Source organism: Acinetobacter sp. ACIN00229, from assembly GCF_016106645.1.
Taxonomy (GTDB): Bacteria; Pseudomonadota; Gammaproteobacteria; order Pseudomonadales; family Moraxellaceae; genus Acinetobacter; species Acinetobacter oleivorans.
The window spans coordinates 20,544-40,642 of record NZ_JADWOM010000025.1 but is presented as its reverse complement, the minus strand read 5'-3'; the positions used below and the strand labels follow the sequence as shown (position 1 = coordinate 40,642).

Below are 20,099 nucleotides of genomic sequence, written 5' to 3'. Positions count from 1 at the left end.
TAGTAATTTTCAAGTGAGTTTTCTTTAATTAAAAGCCTGTTCAAGCTTTAGTTCTTTTTAAGAGAATCGATACTCTATATCGATAAATATTCAATTTTTTAAATCCTATAGAAGTGTTTAAAATAAAAGCCCACTAAGAAGTGAGCTGTTATTTCGTTATTACTTGAGACTAATCAAATCATTATAGGTACAAAGGTACTTTCTAATGTTTAATTTCCGTCTACTAGAAGCGCCAGTTATAGAATAAATCGATCGCTCTTTCTAAAGACTGACTTGCTTCTAAGTATAAACGTCGATTCATTTGATAACGTAAAGTCAGCTTGTTCACTGGGGTGAATACGCCAACACCATAACGAATAAATAGATCAGGTGTGATATAGCCCGTTAAGCTCACTTGCGTATCTTCACCCGTACCTTGTGCATCTAGAGCTAAGCCACTCAAACCGAAAGTACGTCCAATCTGATTCGTTAAAGCACGTGTACCACCCAATCCCATACTAATCCCTGCGGCAGCAATGGTGTTATTTACATCGGACTTAAATCCTTCTGCATTACTTAAACCACTTGAACCTTCATTAATACGACCCGTAACGAGCGCGTTCAATGCTTCTTGCTCAGATAGTCCAGCATCATTGTAAACCTGAATGTTTGGCGATGTTGCAGTACCTGTAACACGTACCCCAACCATACTGCCCTGAACATTTTTGTTTGCATCGATATCTAAAGTCGGATTAGCCAGTGGACCATTAAAACGCGCAATTGCTCGATTCAAATCTAGACTTTGTCCGTAGGCTTCGATTTTCACTTTTTGACTGACACCAATTGCTCCATTCGCTCTCATTGCAGTCTCGTAGCCACGTTGGCTTAAATTTAAACGACCAACTAAAGGAATATTACTGTTGAAGCCTTGGAATATGACTTGGTTTCCAATATTAACAGCAATATCAGCTCGAATATCCCAAGGTTTAGCAGCTCGTAAAATTGCAAGCGGATCTTGGCCTTGTCGAACTATGCGGACATCTGATGAGGTGTTAATGACTGGAGCAGTTGTTTCTGGCATTGAAATACGTGCACGAGGAACATCTACCGATCCTTTTAAGCTTAAACGCTTATCGAAAGGATACATATCAAGTGTAAGGTTTGGATTAGCAATTGCAGTAATTAATGGAGCCTGACGTACAAGTAAATTATCACCTTTAAGGTTTAATTGAAGACGCGGCGAATCTTTCCATTCAAAACTACCTTTTAAAAGCCCTACGCCTTGACCACTGTTAAACGCGCCATCAATTGTTGCAATGTCCTGGCGAATTGATGAGTAAACCTGAACATTCGTTAAATTAACTGGAAGCGAAATCATACTGATTGCGCCATTTTTCAAACGCATTTCACCAGTAAATTGTGGCTGAGTTAATGTACCGTTGACTTTACCAGCTAAGGCTAAGGTTCCACTAAGTTTGCGGACATCTTGAATAAATGGTTTTAGGACTTTTAATTGCACATCATTAAATGCGACTTCACCATGCATTGGCATTGATGGCTGGAATGGATTGATAATGACGTTCGCATAACCCGTACCAATATCAGGTGTTTTCACATCAACACGGAATAACAGTCCTTCAGATACACTTTTTGCAATCACTCCTAATTCGTCATAAGCCAAAGTCGTTGCAGGGTCTTGTGGATCTTCAGCAGCTAAACCAATTTCACCTTTACGTGTAATTAAACGTGCATCAAGTTTTGGATGTCCACCATTTACCCACGCTGCCTTGGCATAACCATTTAGTTGCCCAGTCATCGCCAAGCCTTCGGGCATAAATGCCGCGAAGTCACTTAAATCCATGTTTTGAGTTACAAACGAAATATTACCGCGAGCCTTACTTACTCGTACTGGCTGATCAAAACAGAGCTGGCTATTCGCACTTTGCCAACAATGTTGACCTACATATAGCTCAGATCTTGCAGAAGAATAAATCACCGGAGCATTTTGATTTTGTGCAAGACGAATGCGTCTTGAATCAAAACTTCCTTTTTGGATTTGTCCTAACCAATCATTGTTCTGGTTAAATCCACCTGCTAACTGAACATAGAACTTAGAAATACTATTATTGCCAAGTACTTTCAATAAATGCGCTTTTCTCGTTCCTGTTAAATTCACTTCAGCAGACTGAATTTGTCTATTTCCACTACGCAAATTATCTAATTTTGCGGTTAATTGAGTTGGCGTTGTTTCCGATGTCGGAAGTTCACCCTGAATACTCAATCTCTTCACACTCACTAAAGTATTAAAAGCAAAATCATCTACGGCGATATTTGCTGTTGCTTTTAAACGTGGTTGTGATTGTACATTCAGATCACCATAAGCTCGACCGCGTAATCCTGGGTATAACTCGTAAAGTGCTGGTGCATTGAGCTTGATTTTTAGATTTTGAGCATTACCTGTCGCTTGTAGCTGATTCTGCCCATAGACTAAAAATAAATTATTTGCTTCAAATTGCTGAGGTAAAAAGCCGTTTTGGTTAGAGTCCATCAATAAAGATAGATTACCCTTACCTCGAACAGGTTTATTATTTATAAAGCCAGCAAGATTCAGTTGTTGAATATTAATTCGTTTTAAATGATCTGCCCAAACCCCTTGGGTTTTCAGATTACCTGAAATTTCACCTTTTACAGCTGAGGTAAAATATTGAGGTTTAAAGCGGACCAATGAACTATTAATATCCCATGCAATGCGATCTTTCAAATTTACAGAACCTGTTGCATAGATTTTCCCAGCAACACCATCATGCTGTAGCTGGTTAATTCGAATAAAATCTGGTGTGCCCGCTATAGAAAACTTCAATAAACCATTTGCCTGTTTTAGGGCTTTTAAAGATCCATCATAATTAACTGCAAAACCTTTAAAGCCACCACCAGCTTTTACATCATGGAATAATAGTGCTGCGGTACTTTTCCCACCCAAACTAACAGTCTCTTGACCGGCTTGAGCCAGTCGACCAGTTAAATCAATTTTCTCAAATTGAATGATTTGCTGATTTGGTTTAGCAAAACCATTTGCTTTAATCGAACCATTTAAAAGATTGACAGGTGCTGCCGCATATATACTCTGTGGATTAAAATCTTTTGCATTTAATAATGCATTCCAAACCAACTGACGTTTTTCAGTCGGAAGAAATACTTTAGCCTGACCAGTTAAGCTACCTTTTTCAGCAGCAAAACTAAAATTAGGAACATTTAAAATATTATCTTTAACATTCAAATTCGCTAGATATTGTCCTGCTGGCAATAAAGTTTTTTCATGCTGATATACTTTTGTTGCAACTTTAATATCTTGCTGACCATCACGTAACGTTAAATCGACCTGACCACTGTCACTACTTAACCACCCAATATAAGGCATTGCACGATCTATTTTCGTCCAAGCTACATTCATGAGCATTGGTTGAGGTTTATTATTTTTTTCAGGAGCCTGATTAAACTTAAGCTTCCAAGACTCATAACGGTCGAAATCAACATTAGCAAATACTTCTGTACCTTTTTCCAAAGAACCGGTTGAGGCAACAGCAGCATCTAAACTTGGCGGTAAAAAGTCTTGTACAACCTGAGGAATGGCTTTGTCCTTCGGATTAATATGGTCTAAACGGCCTTTGATATCCCAAGTAACATGATCTTTCCAGCTGACTAAACCTTTCAGGTTAACAGCGCCTTTCATGACTTGGCCATTAAAATCAGTGATATTTAACTGATGAACCAAATCAGTATTCATTAAAGCGTTGTATTGACCTTCAGGTAAATTCTCACCTTTTAAATCTGTATCAACGGCCAAATTAAGTTGTTTAATATCACCTTGAAACTTGATTACACCATTTTTTGCAAATAATTTTTGTTCAACTAATAAAGGTAAGTGATAATTTTTTAGTAGTAACTCACCTTGCATTGGAACTTCATCACGAACAGGATGCAATACCACCCAACCCGTTAACAAATCAGGAGTTGTTGTTGCAACCCCAGCTTTTAAAGTATCTAAACTTCCGCGTGCAACGACTTTAATATTTTGAATATTTAAACTTTTTAAAGATGGGATTCTTAAATCTGCTGTAGCATCTAATGGATATTTACCACTGAAATCCATTTTTCCTGTGGCATTGTGGACTGAAAGATACCCCATATCCATACTGGATTTTTCAAATTCCAGTTTAGTCTCTGACCAAAGTGCATCTTGCAAGTGAACATCATGGAAATTTACATCTGAGGTTGCTAGCTTAATTTCTAAATGATCAACATCAGCTTCATCGACGCGTAGAACAAATGGTAATTTAATTGGCTTAAATTCGAATGCCTTACCAGACGGCGGTGTTTTATTAATAATACGTAAATTACGCACATCTGCATGGCTTAAATGCACTTCTTTTTCTAATAATAAAGAGCGCCAACCTAAGCCTACGTCAGCTCTGTCTAATGAAACATCAACTTCGGTTAATTGCACCAAAACATTCTTAAGAATAATTCCGCGCAGTAAGTTTCCGCCTTCGTATTCATATTTAATTATTTTCTGAGCTTCTAAAACCCGATCTAATAAAAAACGACTTCCACGATCTGTTGACATCATGATGACTAACGAAGACGCTAATAATAAAAATATGATCAATATCGTCAGCAGGAAACTACGCAAAATGCGCCGCTTCTTAGGTGAGCGAGGTGCCGAAGTTGGCTGCTGTTCTACATCCGCCATAAAATAAACCTAATAAAATTTTATTTTTAAAGTTGTGGGCCTATAAAGAAATGTAAACGAATCGGATGGTTTTCATCTGAAATACCCGAAGCGACATCTAAACGGATTGGTCCGATTGGAGACTTCCAGCGAATTCCAACCCCAACGCTATAAGCTGCTGGATTATTAAAGTCTTTATCATAGGCATTACCAAAGTCTGAGAAAACAGCGGCTCGCCAACCGTCCTTAAACTGATAGTTATATTCTAAAGAACCTACAGCCAAAGCTTGTCCCCCAATTTTATATCCATCTACTTCTGGAGAAAGACTCTTATAGTCAAAACCACGAATTGTTTGATCACCACCAGTAAAGAATCGAAGATTGTACGGAACTTTGTCAAAATCGTCGGTAAAAATGTAGCTAAGGTCAGATCTTCCAACGAATTGATGATCATCATTTTCACCAAGAGAATAAATAAATCTCCAACCTGCACTTGCGATAGCCATATTGGCATCGGACAGTAAACTCTCACTACCTAATTCTAATTTATAGGTTTGTTTAAAAGCTTTCGTTGGGTTTAACCGCGTATTACTCGAAGTTTTTGAGGTTTCATAACTAAATAATAATGCTTCTTGCTCTGATGCCGCAGTTTTAAATGCATCTGGTAGCTCAGAAATATCAACATTACCCTGTTGGGTTAAACGGTCTAAACGGTAGCGGACACCAAAAGTATGTTGCCAGTTCCCTAGTGGACGCTTAATGATTCGCTCACCACCAACAACAGCGGATTCAGTAAGCAAACTTACATCTGGACCAATGTCATCACGAGTTTCACGCTCATAACCGCCCACGATGTTAAAATAGTCATTTAACGGATGCTTATAGGGAATACTGTATCGGCCATCAATAGATTGACGAATTTGTGAGACTTCTAAGTTGGCATCAAAAGAATGACCATATTTGTTCACAATAGAGCGGCGATACTGACTACGTAAACGTGCACCTGTATCGGTCCCATAACCAATACCCGTTTCTAAACTATTTAGCTTATCTGCATTTAAAGTCACAATAACTGGAATTCTTTTCGTTTCACGTGCTTGAGCTTGTAAACGATCTTGTTCAGTTTCTTTATCATCTTGCTGACTTGGAGCACTTTGCAACATTGCTGTTTGAGGTTCTCCCTCTTTTACTTTTTGTGTTCCAGCAAACTGTTTTTCATCTACTACGTTTTGTGTAACTTCTTTATTAGATGTGGCTAATTGACGTGCTTTAGCAAGTTGTCTTTCTTCAGGTGAAAGTAAATTAGATTCATCCACATCGATATTTTGCTCATCGACTAAAGCTTGCAAATCTGGTGGTAGTTCAAGTGGTTTTTCAATTGGATCGGGTTTAATGCTGTCAACTAAGGTGTAGTTAAAATAACGAGAGTTGGTTAAGTTATTTGCTAAAGTATTTACACGCCAAAATGCATAGTCATCACCTTCTTTCCAAGGCGCCATACTTTCTAAAATATTTTGGTTCAAAGGTAAGGGTTTCGATGGATCGCTCATGCGAAACTCAACCTTATCTAATTTATAGCGCTCACCTGTTTCATAGCGCAAATTGATATCAGCCTTGTTTTCTGGCTGACTCACTTTCACATCGTGCAGTCGCCAATAAGCATCAAAATAACCGTTATCAGTGGCTGCGTTAACAATTCGGGTTTTGGTGGTTTCATATAAACCATGATTAAAGATATCCCCAACATCCTGATCAGGAATTAAGCGAATAACCTGAAACTGAGGGCGTTTTTCACCAGCACCAGTAAATTCGATATTTTGCTCATTAATTCGCACTGGTTCATTTGGGGTAACCTTAACGCGAACTCGGCTCGGACTTAATTTTTCAAATTTAAACTCAGCATTATAATAACCAACTGCTTGAGCTGCCTGATTACTTAATGTTCTGAGCTGAGGTAAAGCCGCATTAAAATCTTCAAATGATTCTTGGGTAAATGTTGATAATTTCCCTTTAATATTTTTGGCCAGCGCATCTGGAGCACCGTCTACATCTGCACTAATACGCGGCACTTGTTCCATCGGAATTGCACGTGGTGGGCGCACTTTATTTAAAATACGTTTAAAGAAACCAGCTTGCTCAGGTGGCTGCTCAGCCTCCGGAGTTAACTCAGGTAAAGTTTTTCCAGTTTCATTGGCTTCGACTACAATCTGACTGTCAGATTTAATCTCTTGCATAAGCTGATCAATATTTACAGGCGCTTGATTAATCTGATTTAACTCAGACTGAGTTGCATCACTGACTGTAACTTCGGGTAGCTTCTGAGTACCATTTTGGAAGTTTTGCGCCTCACTTTTAGCTTCTTCAGCGACTTTATAAATTTCGTTTGCCATGTTTTGATCAACAGGCATGTCCGGTAAATCATCAAGATTATCAAGCGTAATTGGCTTAAATTCATCAATTTGATTTGGAAATTGTTCTTGTTGTTGCAATATAGCCAAGCTATCTTGTTGTTGCTGCGCTTGAGTCACAAGTGTAGCAATATCTGTTATTGGAGCAGTTGTTTGCTGACTCACTGGAACTGATTGTTCAGTTGACGCATCAGGCACCGTTTGATTTAAAGTTGAAGTGTCACTATCAACTGAAGTTTGAGCAAAACTTTGTGTTACACAAACCGTGAACAACAAGCTGCTACAAATAAGTTTAGGAATCCCCTGCATTTTTAAAATTAAATGCATAGAATGAGAGAGAGTTGACTGTTTAAACTTAATTTTAGAAGGCATAGAAAACTCTAGACTTATTTTTTAATAAAACGCACCAAGGTAAGTGTAAAACTCACTCAAAACCATTGATTTTTCATTTAATCAAGCGTTAAAAATATCATACATGGTTTTCGATGCAAATTAACAATCGGTCACATTTTTTTATAAAACACAATGAAGTTTGCACATGATGAAACAAGATGAGCACCTGATGACATCACGTCGGTTCGTACCGATGTTTTTTACCCAGTTTTTTGGCGCATTAAATGATAACGTTTTTAAGCAAGCTTTATTATTAGTGATTACTTATGGCTTGATTCAACAGCAATCTGCCCCTGTAAGTACTCTCAATAATTTAGCAGCTCTCTTGTTTATTTTGCCCTATTTCTTTTTTTCGGCCACTGCTGGACAAATTGCAGATAAATATGAGCGCTCTCAACTCGTCCGTGGCATAAAAATTTTAGAAATTATTATTATGCTCATCGGTACTGCGGGTTTCCTGTTGGGGCACTTATGGTTACTTCTTTTTGCCTTATTTTTGATGGGGACACATTCAACGTTCTTTGGTCCTATCAAGTACGCAATTTTGCCTGAAATTTTAAAACCACAAGAATTAATGTCTGGTAATGCTCTGTTTCAGTCAGGCACATCAATGGCAATTTTATTCGGGATGATTTTAGGTGGTGCTGTAATTGCATCATCGCATGGGAACTTATTGTGGATTAGTCTTACTGTTGTAATTATTGCTTGCATTGGCTATTTATGTAGTCGCTTCATCTTGCCACAGAAAGTTGCTGCTCCCGATTTAAAGATTGATTGGAATTTTCTTCGCACAAGTTTTCAAACGATTAAATATGCTAAAAGCTTACCGTTAGTGTTCACCATTTTGTTAGGTAACTCGTGGTACTGGTTTTATGGCGCTACTTATTTAACGCAAATTCCACAGCTTACCCAACAAAATCTGCATGCATCAGAAAATGTCGTTAGCCTTCTGCTGACTTTCTTTTCAGTCGGTATTGGCGTCGGGTCTCTTCTTTGCCGTAAAATTGGTGGCTCAGAAATTAATATTAAAATGGTACCAATTGGTGCGATTGGCCTTACCCTTTTTGCGCTTTACCTTGCTGCCAGTTTAGCTTTTGTACCTGAAAGAACTGGCGCATTACTCACGTTAAAAGATATTTTTACCCAAGGTTGGGTTTACTATCACGTCATGTTAGCGGTGACTTTACTGGGAATTAGCGGTGGTTTTTATATTGTTCCTTTATATGCCATGATGCAGGCTTATTCACCACGTTCACATCGTGCTCGTGTTGTAGCAGCAAACAACATTTTAAATGCCGTTTTTATGGTTTCATCTGCAATTTTTTCAATCTTAATCTTAAGTGTTTTAAAAATTGATATTAAAATACTATTTATTATTACAGCTGTACTTAGTGCAATCTTTAGTATTTGGCTTCTAGCACGTCTAAAACCAATGCTTGCCACAGCACATCTTTCTTTGGAGGACTAATTTATGCGCCACTATACTGGAATTGATCAGCTCATTAACTCTTTTGATCAAGCATTACGTAGTCTTGTTCCGGGTGCAACAGCAGCACAGCGCCAAAATCCGGCCGAATCGGTTGAAGCAAAACTAGGTGTAGAAGATGCTCGTCATGTTGCAGGCTTAATGCGTGTTAACCATAGTGGTGAAGTGTGCGCACAAGCCCTTTATCATGGACAAGCATTAACGGCGAAATTACCAAATGTACGCAAAGAAATGCAACAAGCAGCAATTGAAGAACAAGATCATTTAGCGTGGTGTGAAGTTCGTTTAAAAGAGCTAAATAGTCATACCAGTTTATTAAACCCAATTTGGTATGGGCTTTCATATGGCATGGGCGCACTTGCTGGTATTGCGGGTGACAAATATAGCTTAGGTTTTGTGGCCGAAACTGAACGTCAAGTCAGCCTTCATTTACAAGATCATTTAAACCAGTTACCTGCTCAAGATGATCGTTCTCGTAAAATTTTAGAGCAAATGAATGAAGATGAATTACATCATCGCCATACAGCTCTTGAGGCAGGTGGTGTTGAATTACCATATGCAGTAAAAATTACGATGACTGCTATTTCAAAGCTAATGACAAAAACGAGTTATTATCTTTAAAAAAACAAAGGATTGATCTAATTCGGATCAATCCTTTTTAAATATTATTTTAAGCCGTGATCATATTTGAAACGTTCAATATCTCGAATTGAGTTCCAATAGTTTCGATTAATACGATCACGATCATTTTGTAATTCTCTTAAAAGCTTACGATAACGTTCACGCTCTTCTGGCTTTAATTTTTCGTTATAAGCACTGTCAGAATATTGCTTAAACTTTTCGTCATAACGATCATATTCATTTTTTGCATTATAGTAGTCGGAAGCTGCCTGATAATAAGGTCTTAAACGATTACGCTGCTCAACTGGGCACACATTGATATTGCCACTACCTTCTAAAGCACTATAAAAAATATTTGTTGGCTGACAATAATACCCTAAACCTTCTTTATACCCACGTTCATATGACTTTTGATCTGGAACAATATTGGCTTTTCCACATGCTTTGTAATATTGATCTAAACGTGGCGACGAACCTTTTGAACCATCTTTCTCACCCACTAATGACCAATTCGCAGTCTTACATTCTTCTACGCTCATTGCTGCACAACCTGAAAGGCTGATTGCTAGAATGGCTAAACCGATATTTTTCATATTAAGAGAACTCAAAAAAATAAATTAAAAAAAACGCAAAAATAAAATTCCAGTAAACACCCTAAAAGGTCCTGCTCTATTCAAGACTTCAAAAATAAGTGCCTCACTGGATAAGTCTTAAGTTTAAATCAGTTTGACCCTCTCACCAAATTGAAAGGTCATAATTCTTAATATTATTTAATTAAAAAAATCAAATTCGTAGAAATTTGCTCGCTCTTAAACGACCTTTATACACTAATTTTACTTAAAATTATTACCTCAAAAACTAATTACAAGTTTATGATTATTAAAATAAAAAACTAAAACCAATCATAAATTATTCTTTAATCATTTTACTCTTTTTTTACGCGATTAACTTCCAAGGCTAAGGTAGGATTTTAGCTAAATAACCACCAAGGTTTTTTATAATGAGTACGCATATTTACCCAAGTTTAAACTTACAAAATCCTCACTTTAAGGCATTTAAAATATCAGATGATTTTATTCCTCCAACACAACCTCATATTTTCAATTCCGAGCTTTTTTTAAAAGAGGTTGATGATTATTTAAATTTATATCCTCATACCCAACACATTGATATTTGTCTGCACGACTTAAACGGACATATTCGAGGGAAACGGATTGATGTTAAAAGTTTAAAGAATCTCTCTAATGGATGTTATTTTCCACTTTCTGTGTACGCTATGAGCCTTGATGGAAAAGTGATTGAAGAGACAGGTTTAGGAAAATATATTGGTGAACCAGACAAACTTTGCTTGCCCATTTTAGGCAGCTTGCAACCCAGTGCATTATCTCCTGAATTGAATGCTCAGCTTTACCTATCCATGCAAGAAGAAGATGGTTCAGATTGTCACTATGAACCACGCAATATATTAAAAAAATTATTAAATCAGTTACAGGTTACCAATTATTTTCCTGTCATGGCTGCCGAACTAGAGTTTTATCTTTTCTCACCTCAGCATCAGTCTGAAACCTGCATAGAAAACCAATGTTTCGATATAGATGCGCCAAATAACTATCAGCAAGTCCTAGATGAAGTTGAGAAAGCAGCCCTACTTCAATCTATTGAAATTACCGCTATTGTTGCAGAGTCATCACCAGGTCAATATGAATTAAATCTTCAACACAGCCATGATATTTTAAAACTTTGTGATCAAATTAATGCCTTAAAAAGAATTGTAAAGCAAGTTGCAAGAAAGCATGACTTAACTGCCTGTTTCATGGCAAAGCCCAACTTAGCAAAGGCTGGAAGCGGCATGCATTTTCATATGAGTCTGCTTAATCAATACCATGAAAATATATTTAGCTCAGAAGTAGAAAAAGATGAGCTTTCCGTCAAATTACTAAACGCGATTAGTGGACTCATTGAGTTAATGCCTGCATCCATGGCGATTTTAGCGCCTAATATTAATTCTTATAGACGTTTTAAAATTGGTCATCATGTGCCATTAGAAGCCAATTGGGATACCAATAATCGTAATGTCGCAATTCGCATTCCATGCTCAGATGTACAAAATCAACGTTTAGAATATCGGGTTGCTGGAGCCGACTGTAACCCCTATCTGGTTGCAGCGACTATTTTAGCTGGCGTGTCTTATGGCTTATCTCATAAGTTACCGCTGCCAAAACCTGCACATCTTTTAAAATTTCAAGACGAGCATATTTTATTAGCCAACAACCAACCAGAAGCCTTAAAAATATTTAAAGGAAGTCTTATTTTAAAAGGATATTTAGGAGCAGACTTTGTCGAACATTGGTACACAGTGAAACAGGCTGAATATCAAAATATTTACAGCCAAATGACTGAAGCAGAACAACATTGGGATATATAAATAAAAAAAGCAAAAAAACTATAAATCACTTTGCAAACCCTTAGGGAGAAATACCCTAAGGTTTTTTTATATCTAATGATTTTTCTGTTGAGCTAAAAAACGTAATCCAACACCAGGTTCAGTAGCAATATAGCGTGGTTGAATCGCGTTATCCCTCAGTTTACTACGTAACTTACCCACCAAAATACGTAAATAGTGAGTATCTTCCTGATGGGTTGGCCCCCAAAGTTCTTTTAAAAGCTGTGGCTGTGTTAAAAGCTGTCCTTGATAGCGCATTAATAGTGTCAAAAGTTGAAATTCTTTTCGAGTTAAAGTAATTGGCTGTTGCTCAACCCAAACTAAACGTTGCGTGACATCGACTTTAAGGTAACCATCATCATACACATGTGCTTCTTGCTGAATCGGTTGATTTCTTAAAATGACACGAATGCGCGCCAAAAGCTCTTGCACACTAAAAGGTTTGGTCATGTAATCATTTGCGCCAGCATCGAGCAAAGCAACTTTTTCATATTCATCGGCACGTACAGATAACACAATAACAGGCACATTCGACCAGCTACGTAATTCTTGGAGTACTTCTTTACCATCTAAATCAGGTAAACCTAGGTCAAGAATAACCAAATCAGCACCTTGGGTCGCCAAAATTTCTAGGCCTTTGTAACCAGTCTCACAGAGCGTGGTTTTGTATTTTTGTGTTCTTAAAGCGATGTCTAAAAATTTACGGATTTGAGGCTCATCATCAATAATCACAATACGTGTTTCTACAGGCGATGTTTCTGAAGTTATCATGACTTTACAACTTATTCTTTTACTGGATGAATGGGTAATCTGATTTGAATTAAAGTACCTTTATTTTGGCGTCCTGAAAATGCTTCTATTGTACCCATATGAGCACCAATAATTGCCTTAACAATCGTTAGCCCTAAACCTGTACCAAATTTTCCACGGTCTCCACGCTCCATAGTGTAAAACATATCAAAAATGCGGTTTCTTTCGTCTTCAGGAATTCCTGCACCTTTATCTTCAATTTCTATTTTTACTTCATCTTCTGATGAAAGTTGAGCACGAATCATGACAGATTCATCTGGAGGTGAAAAGTTTGCCGCATTTTCTAAAACATTAAAAATGGCTTGCTCTACCAGTGCTGGGTGTACATATAAACTAATCGCTTGTTCAGGTAACTCAACCGACACTTGCGTATCTGGTTTATAGCGCTTTAAACGGCGGGTTGCAGAACCAATTAATTCATCCACACCAATCCAGTCTCTTTTTAAAGATAGACCTTCATGCCCCAAACGTGTCATATCAAGTAGGTTTTGAATATAACGATCTAAGCGTTCGCCTTCTAAATGAATGGTTTCGAGTAAATCCTGTTGGTCTTGTTCTGACATATCAGCTTTAAAATGGGCAAGTGTGTCTGCTGCACCAATAATAGAAGCAAGCGGTGAACGTAAATCATGCGATACCGAAGATAATAAAGCAGAACGTAATCGCTCTGTTTCACTGGTGACTTTTGCTTGTTCAAGTTCATTGACCAATTGGGTTCGAAGTGCTGCCTGTGCAATATACTCAATTACACTTTCAGTTAGTTTTTTCTGCTCAAAATTTAGAGAAACCACGTCATCCTTAAAGTAAATTCCCACTATACCTAGGCTATTTTTTTGCTCTAAAAGTGGTAAAAACCACCAGTTCGATTGACTAAGGGTATCGGTAAAACGTCCACACGGCTGTTGATGTTTCAAACACCATTCTGCAGCTACTTTTTCTTTATCATTTAGTTCTATGTCAGATGAAATAACTCTATCTTGGATAGAAATCCACACCTTCGTTTGAAGTTGGGTTTCTAAAGTCATACGTCCTGTTTGCATGACTTCTTCAAGGTTCACCGCACTAGAAAGCTTACGTGCCAAGTCTTGCATTACTGTGGTGTAGGCATTGGCAGCTTTTAAAGACAAAACCTGCTGACGTAACTGAGAAGCCAAACGCCCAGCGATTAAAGCTGCCGCAAAAAAAGCAACAACGGTAACCACCCCTTGGTGTGCTGAAATTTGAAACGTAAAACGTGGCGCAATAAAGAAAAAGTTATAAGCCAAGAAACAAATAAGTGCGGCTACTACCGCAGCAAGCATTCTAGTTTTCGTTGCTACAATTAAAACTGAAATAATGAAAATGACAGAAAAGTCTTCAATCCCTAATAAAACTTCAGCAAAGTGCGCTATAAAAATACTGGCACAGGTAACGGCTAAAACAAAAATACTTTCTTTTAGTGATAAAAATGATGGCTTTTCAAGCTGAGTTGTCTTTTTGGTGCCCTGTTCTGGATGCAAAATGGTTAAAGCAATTGAGTTTTCTTGATTCAATAATTGTTGAGCTAAATTTTTCTTAAATAACTTTAACCACCACGGCGAAATACTTTTGCCAATGACCAGATTTGAGATTCCCCTATCCACAGCAGCATCCATTAAAACAGATGCAACCTGATGGCCATATATTACTTCTGTGCGACCACCAAGTTGCCGAGCCAGTTCAAATGCACGATCAATCTCAATATATTCTTTTTTATATGAATTTCCTGAACTCTGCCCAAAGTCCAAGCTTTTAGCAACGTTTACTACAGTCCACGTAGCCCCATAACGTTCTGCTAAACGACAACCTGCCCGTACTAAATATTCAGAAGAACCTTGCCCATCTATCGCAATCATTAATTCGTTTTGCAACGATATAGATTTCAAACCTTTAGAGGCATAACTCTCTTTTAAATCTGAATCGACATGTTCCGCAACGCATTGCATTGCCAATTCACGTAATGCAGTTAAGTTTGAAATGCTAAAAAAGCCTTGTAGTGCCAGATTCGCTTGATCGGGCACATAGACTTTTCCTTGATGGAGCCTTTCAATGAGTTCACTGACTGGCAAATCAATTAAGCGAATGTCTCGAATACGATCAAACACTCTATCTGGTACAGTTTCACTTACCCTAATGCCCGTAATCTGGTACACCACATCATTTAGGCTTTCTAAATGCTGAATATTCATGGTGGTGAATACGTCAATACCTGCATCTAGCAATTCATTGACATCTTGCCAACGTCGTTCATGGCGACTATTGGGTATATTGCGATGAGCTAACTCATCAACTAAAACGATTTCGGGATGCCTAAGTAAAATAGCATCCAAGTCCATTTCTTCTAAACTATGCCCCTGATACTGCATTTCCTTTCTAGCAATCTGAGGCAACCCTTCCAAAATTTTTAGAGTTTCTGTTCTTCCATGGGTTTCGACAACACCTACAACAACGTCTGTACCTTGTTGAAACAACTCTTTGGCACGAGCAAGCATGGCATAGGTTTTTCCAACACCAGGCGCCGCACCGAGAAAGACCGTTAGTCGACCGGCTTGATATCTGTTGACATGATTTAATAAGGCCTCAGCCTGATTTTCGCGATTGCTTTGCACTTGATATCATCCGGTAAACTAACAACTTTATTTTTAAGTTAATGTGTAGATTGTAATTGATCTAAAGCAATATTGAGCTCTAATACATTAACACGAGCTTGTCCTAATACACCAAACTGCATCGGTTCAATATGCTTTTGCAATAGCCCTTCCACAACTTTAAGATCTAAATGGCGCGCTTGAGCCACTCGAGCCACCTGTAACTGAGCGGCTTCGGGACTAATATGCGGATCGATACCGCTGCCAGATTTAGTCACCAAATCACTTGGAATAGGTGTATTGCTTGTGTGATCTTGCTTTTTCACCGCGAGTATCTGAGCGTCGATTTGCTTTTGTAACTCAGGATTAGTACGAGCTAAGTTTGTACCCGCCATTGCCATTGGGTCATAATTTGCTGCCGAAGGACGTGGATGAAAATATTCATTCCCGACAAATGGCTGAGCTACTAAAGTTGACCCAACAACTTTGTGATCTATTTCGACCAAACTACCATTCGCTTGATTGTTAAATAAAACCTGCCCAGCGCCAGTAGCGATAGTACTGTAAACAGCACCGCACCCTACTAGAGTAAAAATTAATAATCCTAAAGATGCTCTTAAGGTCTGACCCAAATTTGCTTCTGAATTTTGTACATAAGTTTTCATTTCAAACTCCAGATTACAAACCAAATAATTGAACAATCACCACATCGATCGCTTTAATGGCAATAAATGGTAGGACCACACCACCCACACCATAAATCAACATATTTCGACGTAATAATTGAGTTGCAGTTGAAGGTTTAAATTTCACACCTCGGAGAGCAATTGGAATTAATAACGGGATAATAATCGCGTTAAAGATTAATGCTGATAAAATCGCGCTACTTGGGCTCGCCAGATGCATCACATTTAAAACCTGCATTTGCGGAATCGCTGCAGCGAATAATGCAGGCAAAATTGCAAAGTATTTAGACACATCATTTGCTAAAGAAAACGTTGTTAAAGCACCACGAGTAATCAACTGCTGTTTACCAATTTCAACCACCGCAAGTAGTTTGGTCGGGTCTGAGTCTAAATCGACCATATTGCCTGCTTCTTTCGCAGCTTGCGTACCAGAATTCATGGCTAAGCCAATATCTGCCTGAGCTAATGCAGGTGCATCGTTGGTTCCATCACCGACCATCGCAATTAAACGACCTTGTTGTTGTTCAGTGCGAATACAAGCCAGTTTGTCTTCAGGTTTTGCTTCGGCAATATAGTCATCTACACCAGCTTCAGCAGCAATCGCAGCAGCAGTTAATGGGTTATCACCCGTCACCATTACGGTTTTGATACCCATTTCTCTTAAACGAGCAAAACGTTCTTTAATGCCGTGTTTAATCACATCTGAGAGTTCAATCACGCCCAATACATGATGTTGATTTGCCACAACCAATGGTGTTGCACCTTTTTTAGCGACTTGTTCAACACGTGCTTTTAACTCTAAATCTTGAGAATAATCTTCATCGACAAATTTCAAAATGGCATCTAACGCACCTTTACGAATTTGATCACCATTCGGTAAATTCACACCAGAAATTCGAGTCGAAGCACTAAAAGAGATAAATTCGGCTTGTTCAGGTTCTTGCTGTTTTAAACCTTGCTCTTTTGCTAACTTAACAATCGATTTCCCTTCTGGTGTTGGGTCAGCAAGTGAACTTACCCAAGCAGCAGCTCTCAACTCAGACTCGGTTACCGAAGTTAAAGGATAAAAAGAAGTCGCTTGACGGTCACCATAAGTAATGGTTCCTGTTTTATCGAGTAAAAGCACATCAATGTCACCCGCAACTTCTACCGCTTTACCTGATTTTGTCAAAACATTCGCTTTGAGTGCACGGTTCATCCCCGCAATACCAATCGCAGGTAACAAGCCACCAATGGTTGTAGGAATCAAGCAGACCAATAACGCCACGAGCACAACTGGATCAAGTTCAATATGCAAATACTTGGCAATAAATGGCAAGCTAATCACAACAATTAAAAACGTGATTGTCATCACCATTAATAAGAAGCCAAGCGCAATCTCATTCGGTGTTTTTTGGCGATTTGAACCTTCAACCAAAGCAATCATACGGTCTAAGAAACTTTGACCAGATTCAGCAGTCACTTGCACAACAATACGATCTGTAAGAACTTTGGTTCCGCCAATAACACCTGAACGGTCTGTTCCAGCTTCACGTAGCACAGGTGCTGACTCACCTGTAACAGCTGATTCATTAATAGTGGCAAAGCCTTCTACAATCTCACCGTCGGCAGGAACAAGCTCACCTGCATGTACTTCAATAAAATCATTTAAATGAAGTTCAGTAGCTGCAATTTGAGTGGTTTGACGGTCTGTCAAAGAGTTGAGTCTTCGAGCCGTTAAATTTTCTCTTGCTGCACGTAATGAAGATGCCTGTCCACGACCTCTGGCCTCTGCAACTGCTTCAGCATAGTTAGCAAATAAAATGGTAATAAACAGAATTGCTGTAACCACTAAACCAAATAACAGCGTGGTGTAACCCAAGATTGTACTAATGCCTGTAACTACTGTTCCAAGCCATACAATTGCCATCACAGGATTTTTAATTGCATGCTGCGGTAGCAGTTTCACAAATGCATTTTTCCAAACTTCAAAATTTGGCACTGCCATGGTTTGTTTATGGCTATTTACATGAGTTTGTGTATTCATTTTCACTCGCCTCCTTAGCCTTTAACCAACAAAAGTTGATCGGCAATTGGCCCAAGGACAAGAACTGGCATAAATTGTAATAAGGTAAGCAACACAACAATCGTAATCAGCGTTAAAGCAAAGGTTGGAGTTTCAACTTGAAGACTACCTGCTGTTTCGGGTGCTTTTCTTTTTGCTGCTAAACGTGTCGCAATCATTAATGGCAAAATTAATGTCGGAAAACGTCCTAACAGTAGAGCGATACTACAAGTGACATTCCACCATACAGTGTTGTCTCCAAGACCTTCAAAACCTGAACCATTGTTGGCAAATGCAGAGACATATTCATAGAACACTTGGCTGATACCATGTGGTCCCGGATTACTAATTCCAGATATGCCTGGAATGCTGAGGCTTAATGCGGTAAATGCAAGAATGACTAAAGGTTGAATCAAGATAATAATCGCGAGCAATTTAATTTCTGCTGCTTCAATCTTGCGCCCAAACAATTCAGGGGTACGACCTGTCATTAAACCTGCAATAAATACTGCAAGTAATAGATAAATCATAAACTGTTGCAGACCACAGCCCACACCGCCCCAAATCGCATTAATCAACATATTGATGAGTTCGACTAAACCAGTAAGCGGCGCAGAAGAATCATGCATCATATTGACCGAACCGTTATTCACCTGCGTAGTGATCGCTGCCCAAACTGCTGATGCGGCTGGTCCAAAACGTTGTTCTTTACCTTCCATTACGGCAAGTTGAGATGCTGTCGATGACATACTTTCAGACCAGACGGCTGCTGCACCTGAAATAATCGACATAAAAAGCATGCTACCAAACACAAAGTAAGCAAACTTTTTACGATGAGTAAAATGCCCAACCATAAAAATTACTGTGATTGGAATGAGTAAAATCGCAATCATTTCTAATAAATTAGACAGTGGTGTTGGATTTTCTAAAGGCACAGAACTATTTGGACCGTACCATCCACCACCGTTACTACCCAATTGCTTAATAGCCACCATCGGTGCAACTGGTCCCAAAGGAATTTTTTGAGTTTCTACAGTGTTGGCTTTATCAATAAGTTGTACTTCTGGCCCGCCTTGGAAAGTTGCTGGGACACCTTGGCTATTGAGCAATAATGACCAGACAAAACAGAGTGGAAGCAAAAAGCGTACTGTAGGGCGAATTACATCTGCCCAATAGTTACCAATTAAAATTTGATCTGGCTGCTCGGCAACATCGGCTGCAATATAGCTTGGGCTCTGATAAAAGAACGCTCTTAAAGTTGCGACCACCAAAGCCAGCCCCATCATTGGAGTAATGACTTGCAAGCCCACAATACCTGTCATTTGCGACAAATAAGATAATTGAGCTTGCCCAGAATAATGCTGTTGATTGGTATTAGTTAAAAATGAAATAACCGTGTGTAATGCTAAATCCCAACTCATATTTGGTGCATGATTTGGATTTAATGGTAGCCATGCTTGTGTCATAAAAATAGCAAAAACGGCTATAGCTAGAAAAACACAGCTCACAACAAATGCTAGAGAATATTGTTTCCAGTTCATTTGTTGTTGTGGAGATATACTTAACAAGCGATAAACAGGATTTTCAATCCAGCGAAATAATCCATCGCCCGCCATCGGCTGATTTGTCATCACTTTGGATAGATATTTACCGAGGCACCATGCTAGAAAAATAGCAATAAATAAAACAAGGATAAGTTCTAACATGGCTATTCTCCTCTATACCCCTTGGCTTGATTTGCCAAACTGGAAATAAGGAGAGATGAAGAAATATCATTTGTTTTAAGTCCGCATAAGACAATGCCAGACTGATGCAAGATGCACATTTGAGAATTTATAAGCATCTTTATTGTCCTGAAATAACACTAATTTAGTGAATTTCAGTATGGATAAAA

Annotated in this window: 11 protein-coding genes; 3 read left to right on the top strand and 8 right to left on the bottom strand. The window is 38.5% G+C overall.

Features of this window, described 5'->3' with window-relative positions:
* Positions 1 to 223: 223 nt before the first annotated feature.
* Positions 224 to 4,729 carry a translocation/assembly module TamB domain-containing protein gene (locus tag I7H67_RS17870; protein WP_151988550.1) on the bottom strand — a complete coding sequence of 1,502 codons (4,506 nt, stop codon included), beginning with the start codon at positions 4,727 to 4,729 and terminating at the stop codon, positions 224 to 226.
* Between the two features lie 26 nt (positions 4,730 to 4,755).
* A complete protein-coding gene (locus I7H67_RS17865; protein ID WP_198308479.1) occupies positions 4,756 to 7,488 on the bottom strand; it encodes an autotransporter assembly complex protein TamA in 2,733 nt (910 codons plus the stop codon).
* A 166-nt stretch (positions 7,489 to 7,654) separates the two neighbouring features.
* Here I7H67_RS17865 and I7H67_RS17860 point away from each other — a divergent pair, with 166 nt between their 5' ends.
* Both I7H67_RS17860 and coq7 read left to right on the top strand, forming a co-directional pair.
* Positions 7,655 to 8,977 carry an MFS transporter gene (locus I7H67_RS17860; RefSeq protein WP_081402187.1) on the top strand — a complete coding sequence of 441 codons (1,323 nt, stop codon included), beginning with the start codon at positions 7,655 to 7,657 and terminating at the stop codon, positions 8,975 to 8,977.
* Positions 8,978 to 8,980: 3 nt separating this feature from the next.
* Positions 8,981 to 9,616 (top strand): 2-polyprenyl-3-methyl-6-methoxy-1,4-benzoquinone monooxygenase, encoded by a 636-nt coding sequence (coq7, locus tag I7H67_RS17855; RefSeq protein WP_004791519.1) that lies wholly within the window; start codon positions 8,981 to 8,983, stop codon positions 9,614 to 9,616.
* 44 nt (positions 9,617 to 9,660) lie between these two features.
* Here the strand turns inward: coq7 and I7H67_RS17850 are convergent, their stop codons facing one another.
* The gene (locus I7H67_RS17850) at positions 9,661 to 10,209 is read right to left on the bottom strand and encodes a DUF2799 domain-containing protein (protein ID WP_004791516.1); all 549 of its coding nucleotides are present in this window, start codon (positions 10,207 to 10,209) and stop codon (positions 9,661 to 9,663) included.
* Between the two features lie 407 nt (positions 10,210 to 10,616).
* On the opposite strand from I7H67_RS17850, the gene I7H67_RS17845 reads away from it, so the two are divergent.
* Positions 10,617 to 12,041, top strand: coding sequence for a glutamine synthetase family protein (locus tag I7H67_RS17845; protein WP_198308478.1), 1,425 nt, complete (start codon positions 10,617 to 10,619; stop codon positions 12,039 to 12,041).
* A 72-nt stretch (positions 12,042 to 12,113) separates the two neighbouring features.
* Here I7H67_RS17845 and I7H67_RS17840 read toward each other — a convergent pair whose 3' ends face one another.
* Genes I7H67_RS17840 through kdpA form a run of 5 tightly spaced genes read right to left on the bottom strand, consistent with a single transcriptional unit; the run spans position 12,114 to position 19,911 of the window.
* A complete protein-coding gene (locus I7H67_RS17840) occupies positions 12,114 to 12,830 on the bottom strand; it encodes a response regulator (protein WP_198308477.1) in 717 nt (238 codons plus the stop codon).
* An 11-nt stretch (positions 12,831 to 12,841) separates the two neighbouring features.
* Complete coding sequence (locus I7H67_RS17835; RefSeq protein WP_198308476.1) at positions 12,842 to 15,496, bottom strand: ATP-binding protein; 2,655 nt, start codon at positions 15,494 to 15,496, stop codon at positions 12,842 to 12,844.
* A gap of 38 nt (positions 15,497 to 15,534) precedes the next feature.
* Positions 15,535 to 16,140 carry a potassium-transporting ATPase subunit KdpC gene (gene kdpC, locus I7H67_RS17830; protein ID WP_198308475.1) on the bottom strand — a complete coding sequence of 202 codons (606 nt, stop codon included), beginning with the start codon at positions 16,138 to 16,140 and terminating at the stop codon, positions 15,535 to 15,537.
* A gap of 13 nt (positions 16,141 to 16,153) precedes the next feature.
* The gene (kdpB, locus tag I7H67_RS17825) at positions 16,154 to 18,193 is read right to left on the bottom strand and encodes a potassium-transporting ATPase subunit KdpB (protein ID WP_198308474.1); all 2,040 of its coding nucleotides are present in this window, start codon (positions 18,191 to 18,193) and stop codon (positions 16,154 to 16,156) included.
* 8 nt (positions 18,194 to 18,201) lie between these two features.
* The gene (kdpA, locus tag I7H67_RS17820; RefSeq protein WP_198308473.1) at positions 18,202 to 19,911 is read right to left on the bottom strand and encodes a potassium-transporting ATPase subunit KdpA; all 1,710 of its coding nucleotides are present in this window, start codon (positions 19,909 to 19,911) and stop codon (positions 18,202 to 18,204) included.
* Between the last annotated feature and the right edge of the window lie 188 nt (positions 19,912 to 20,099).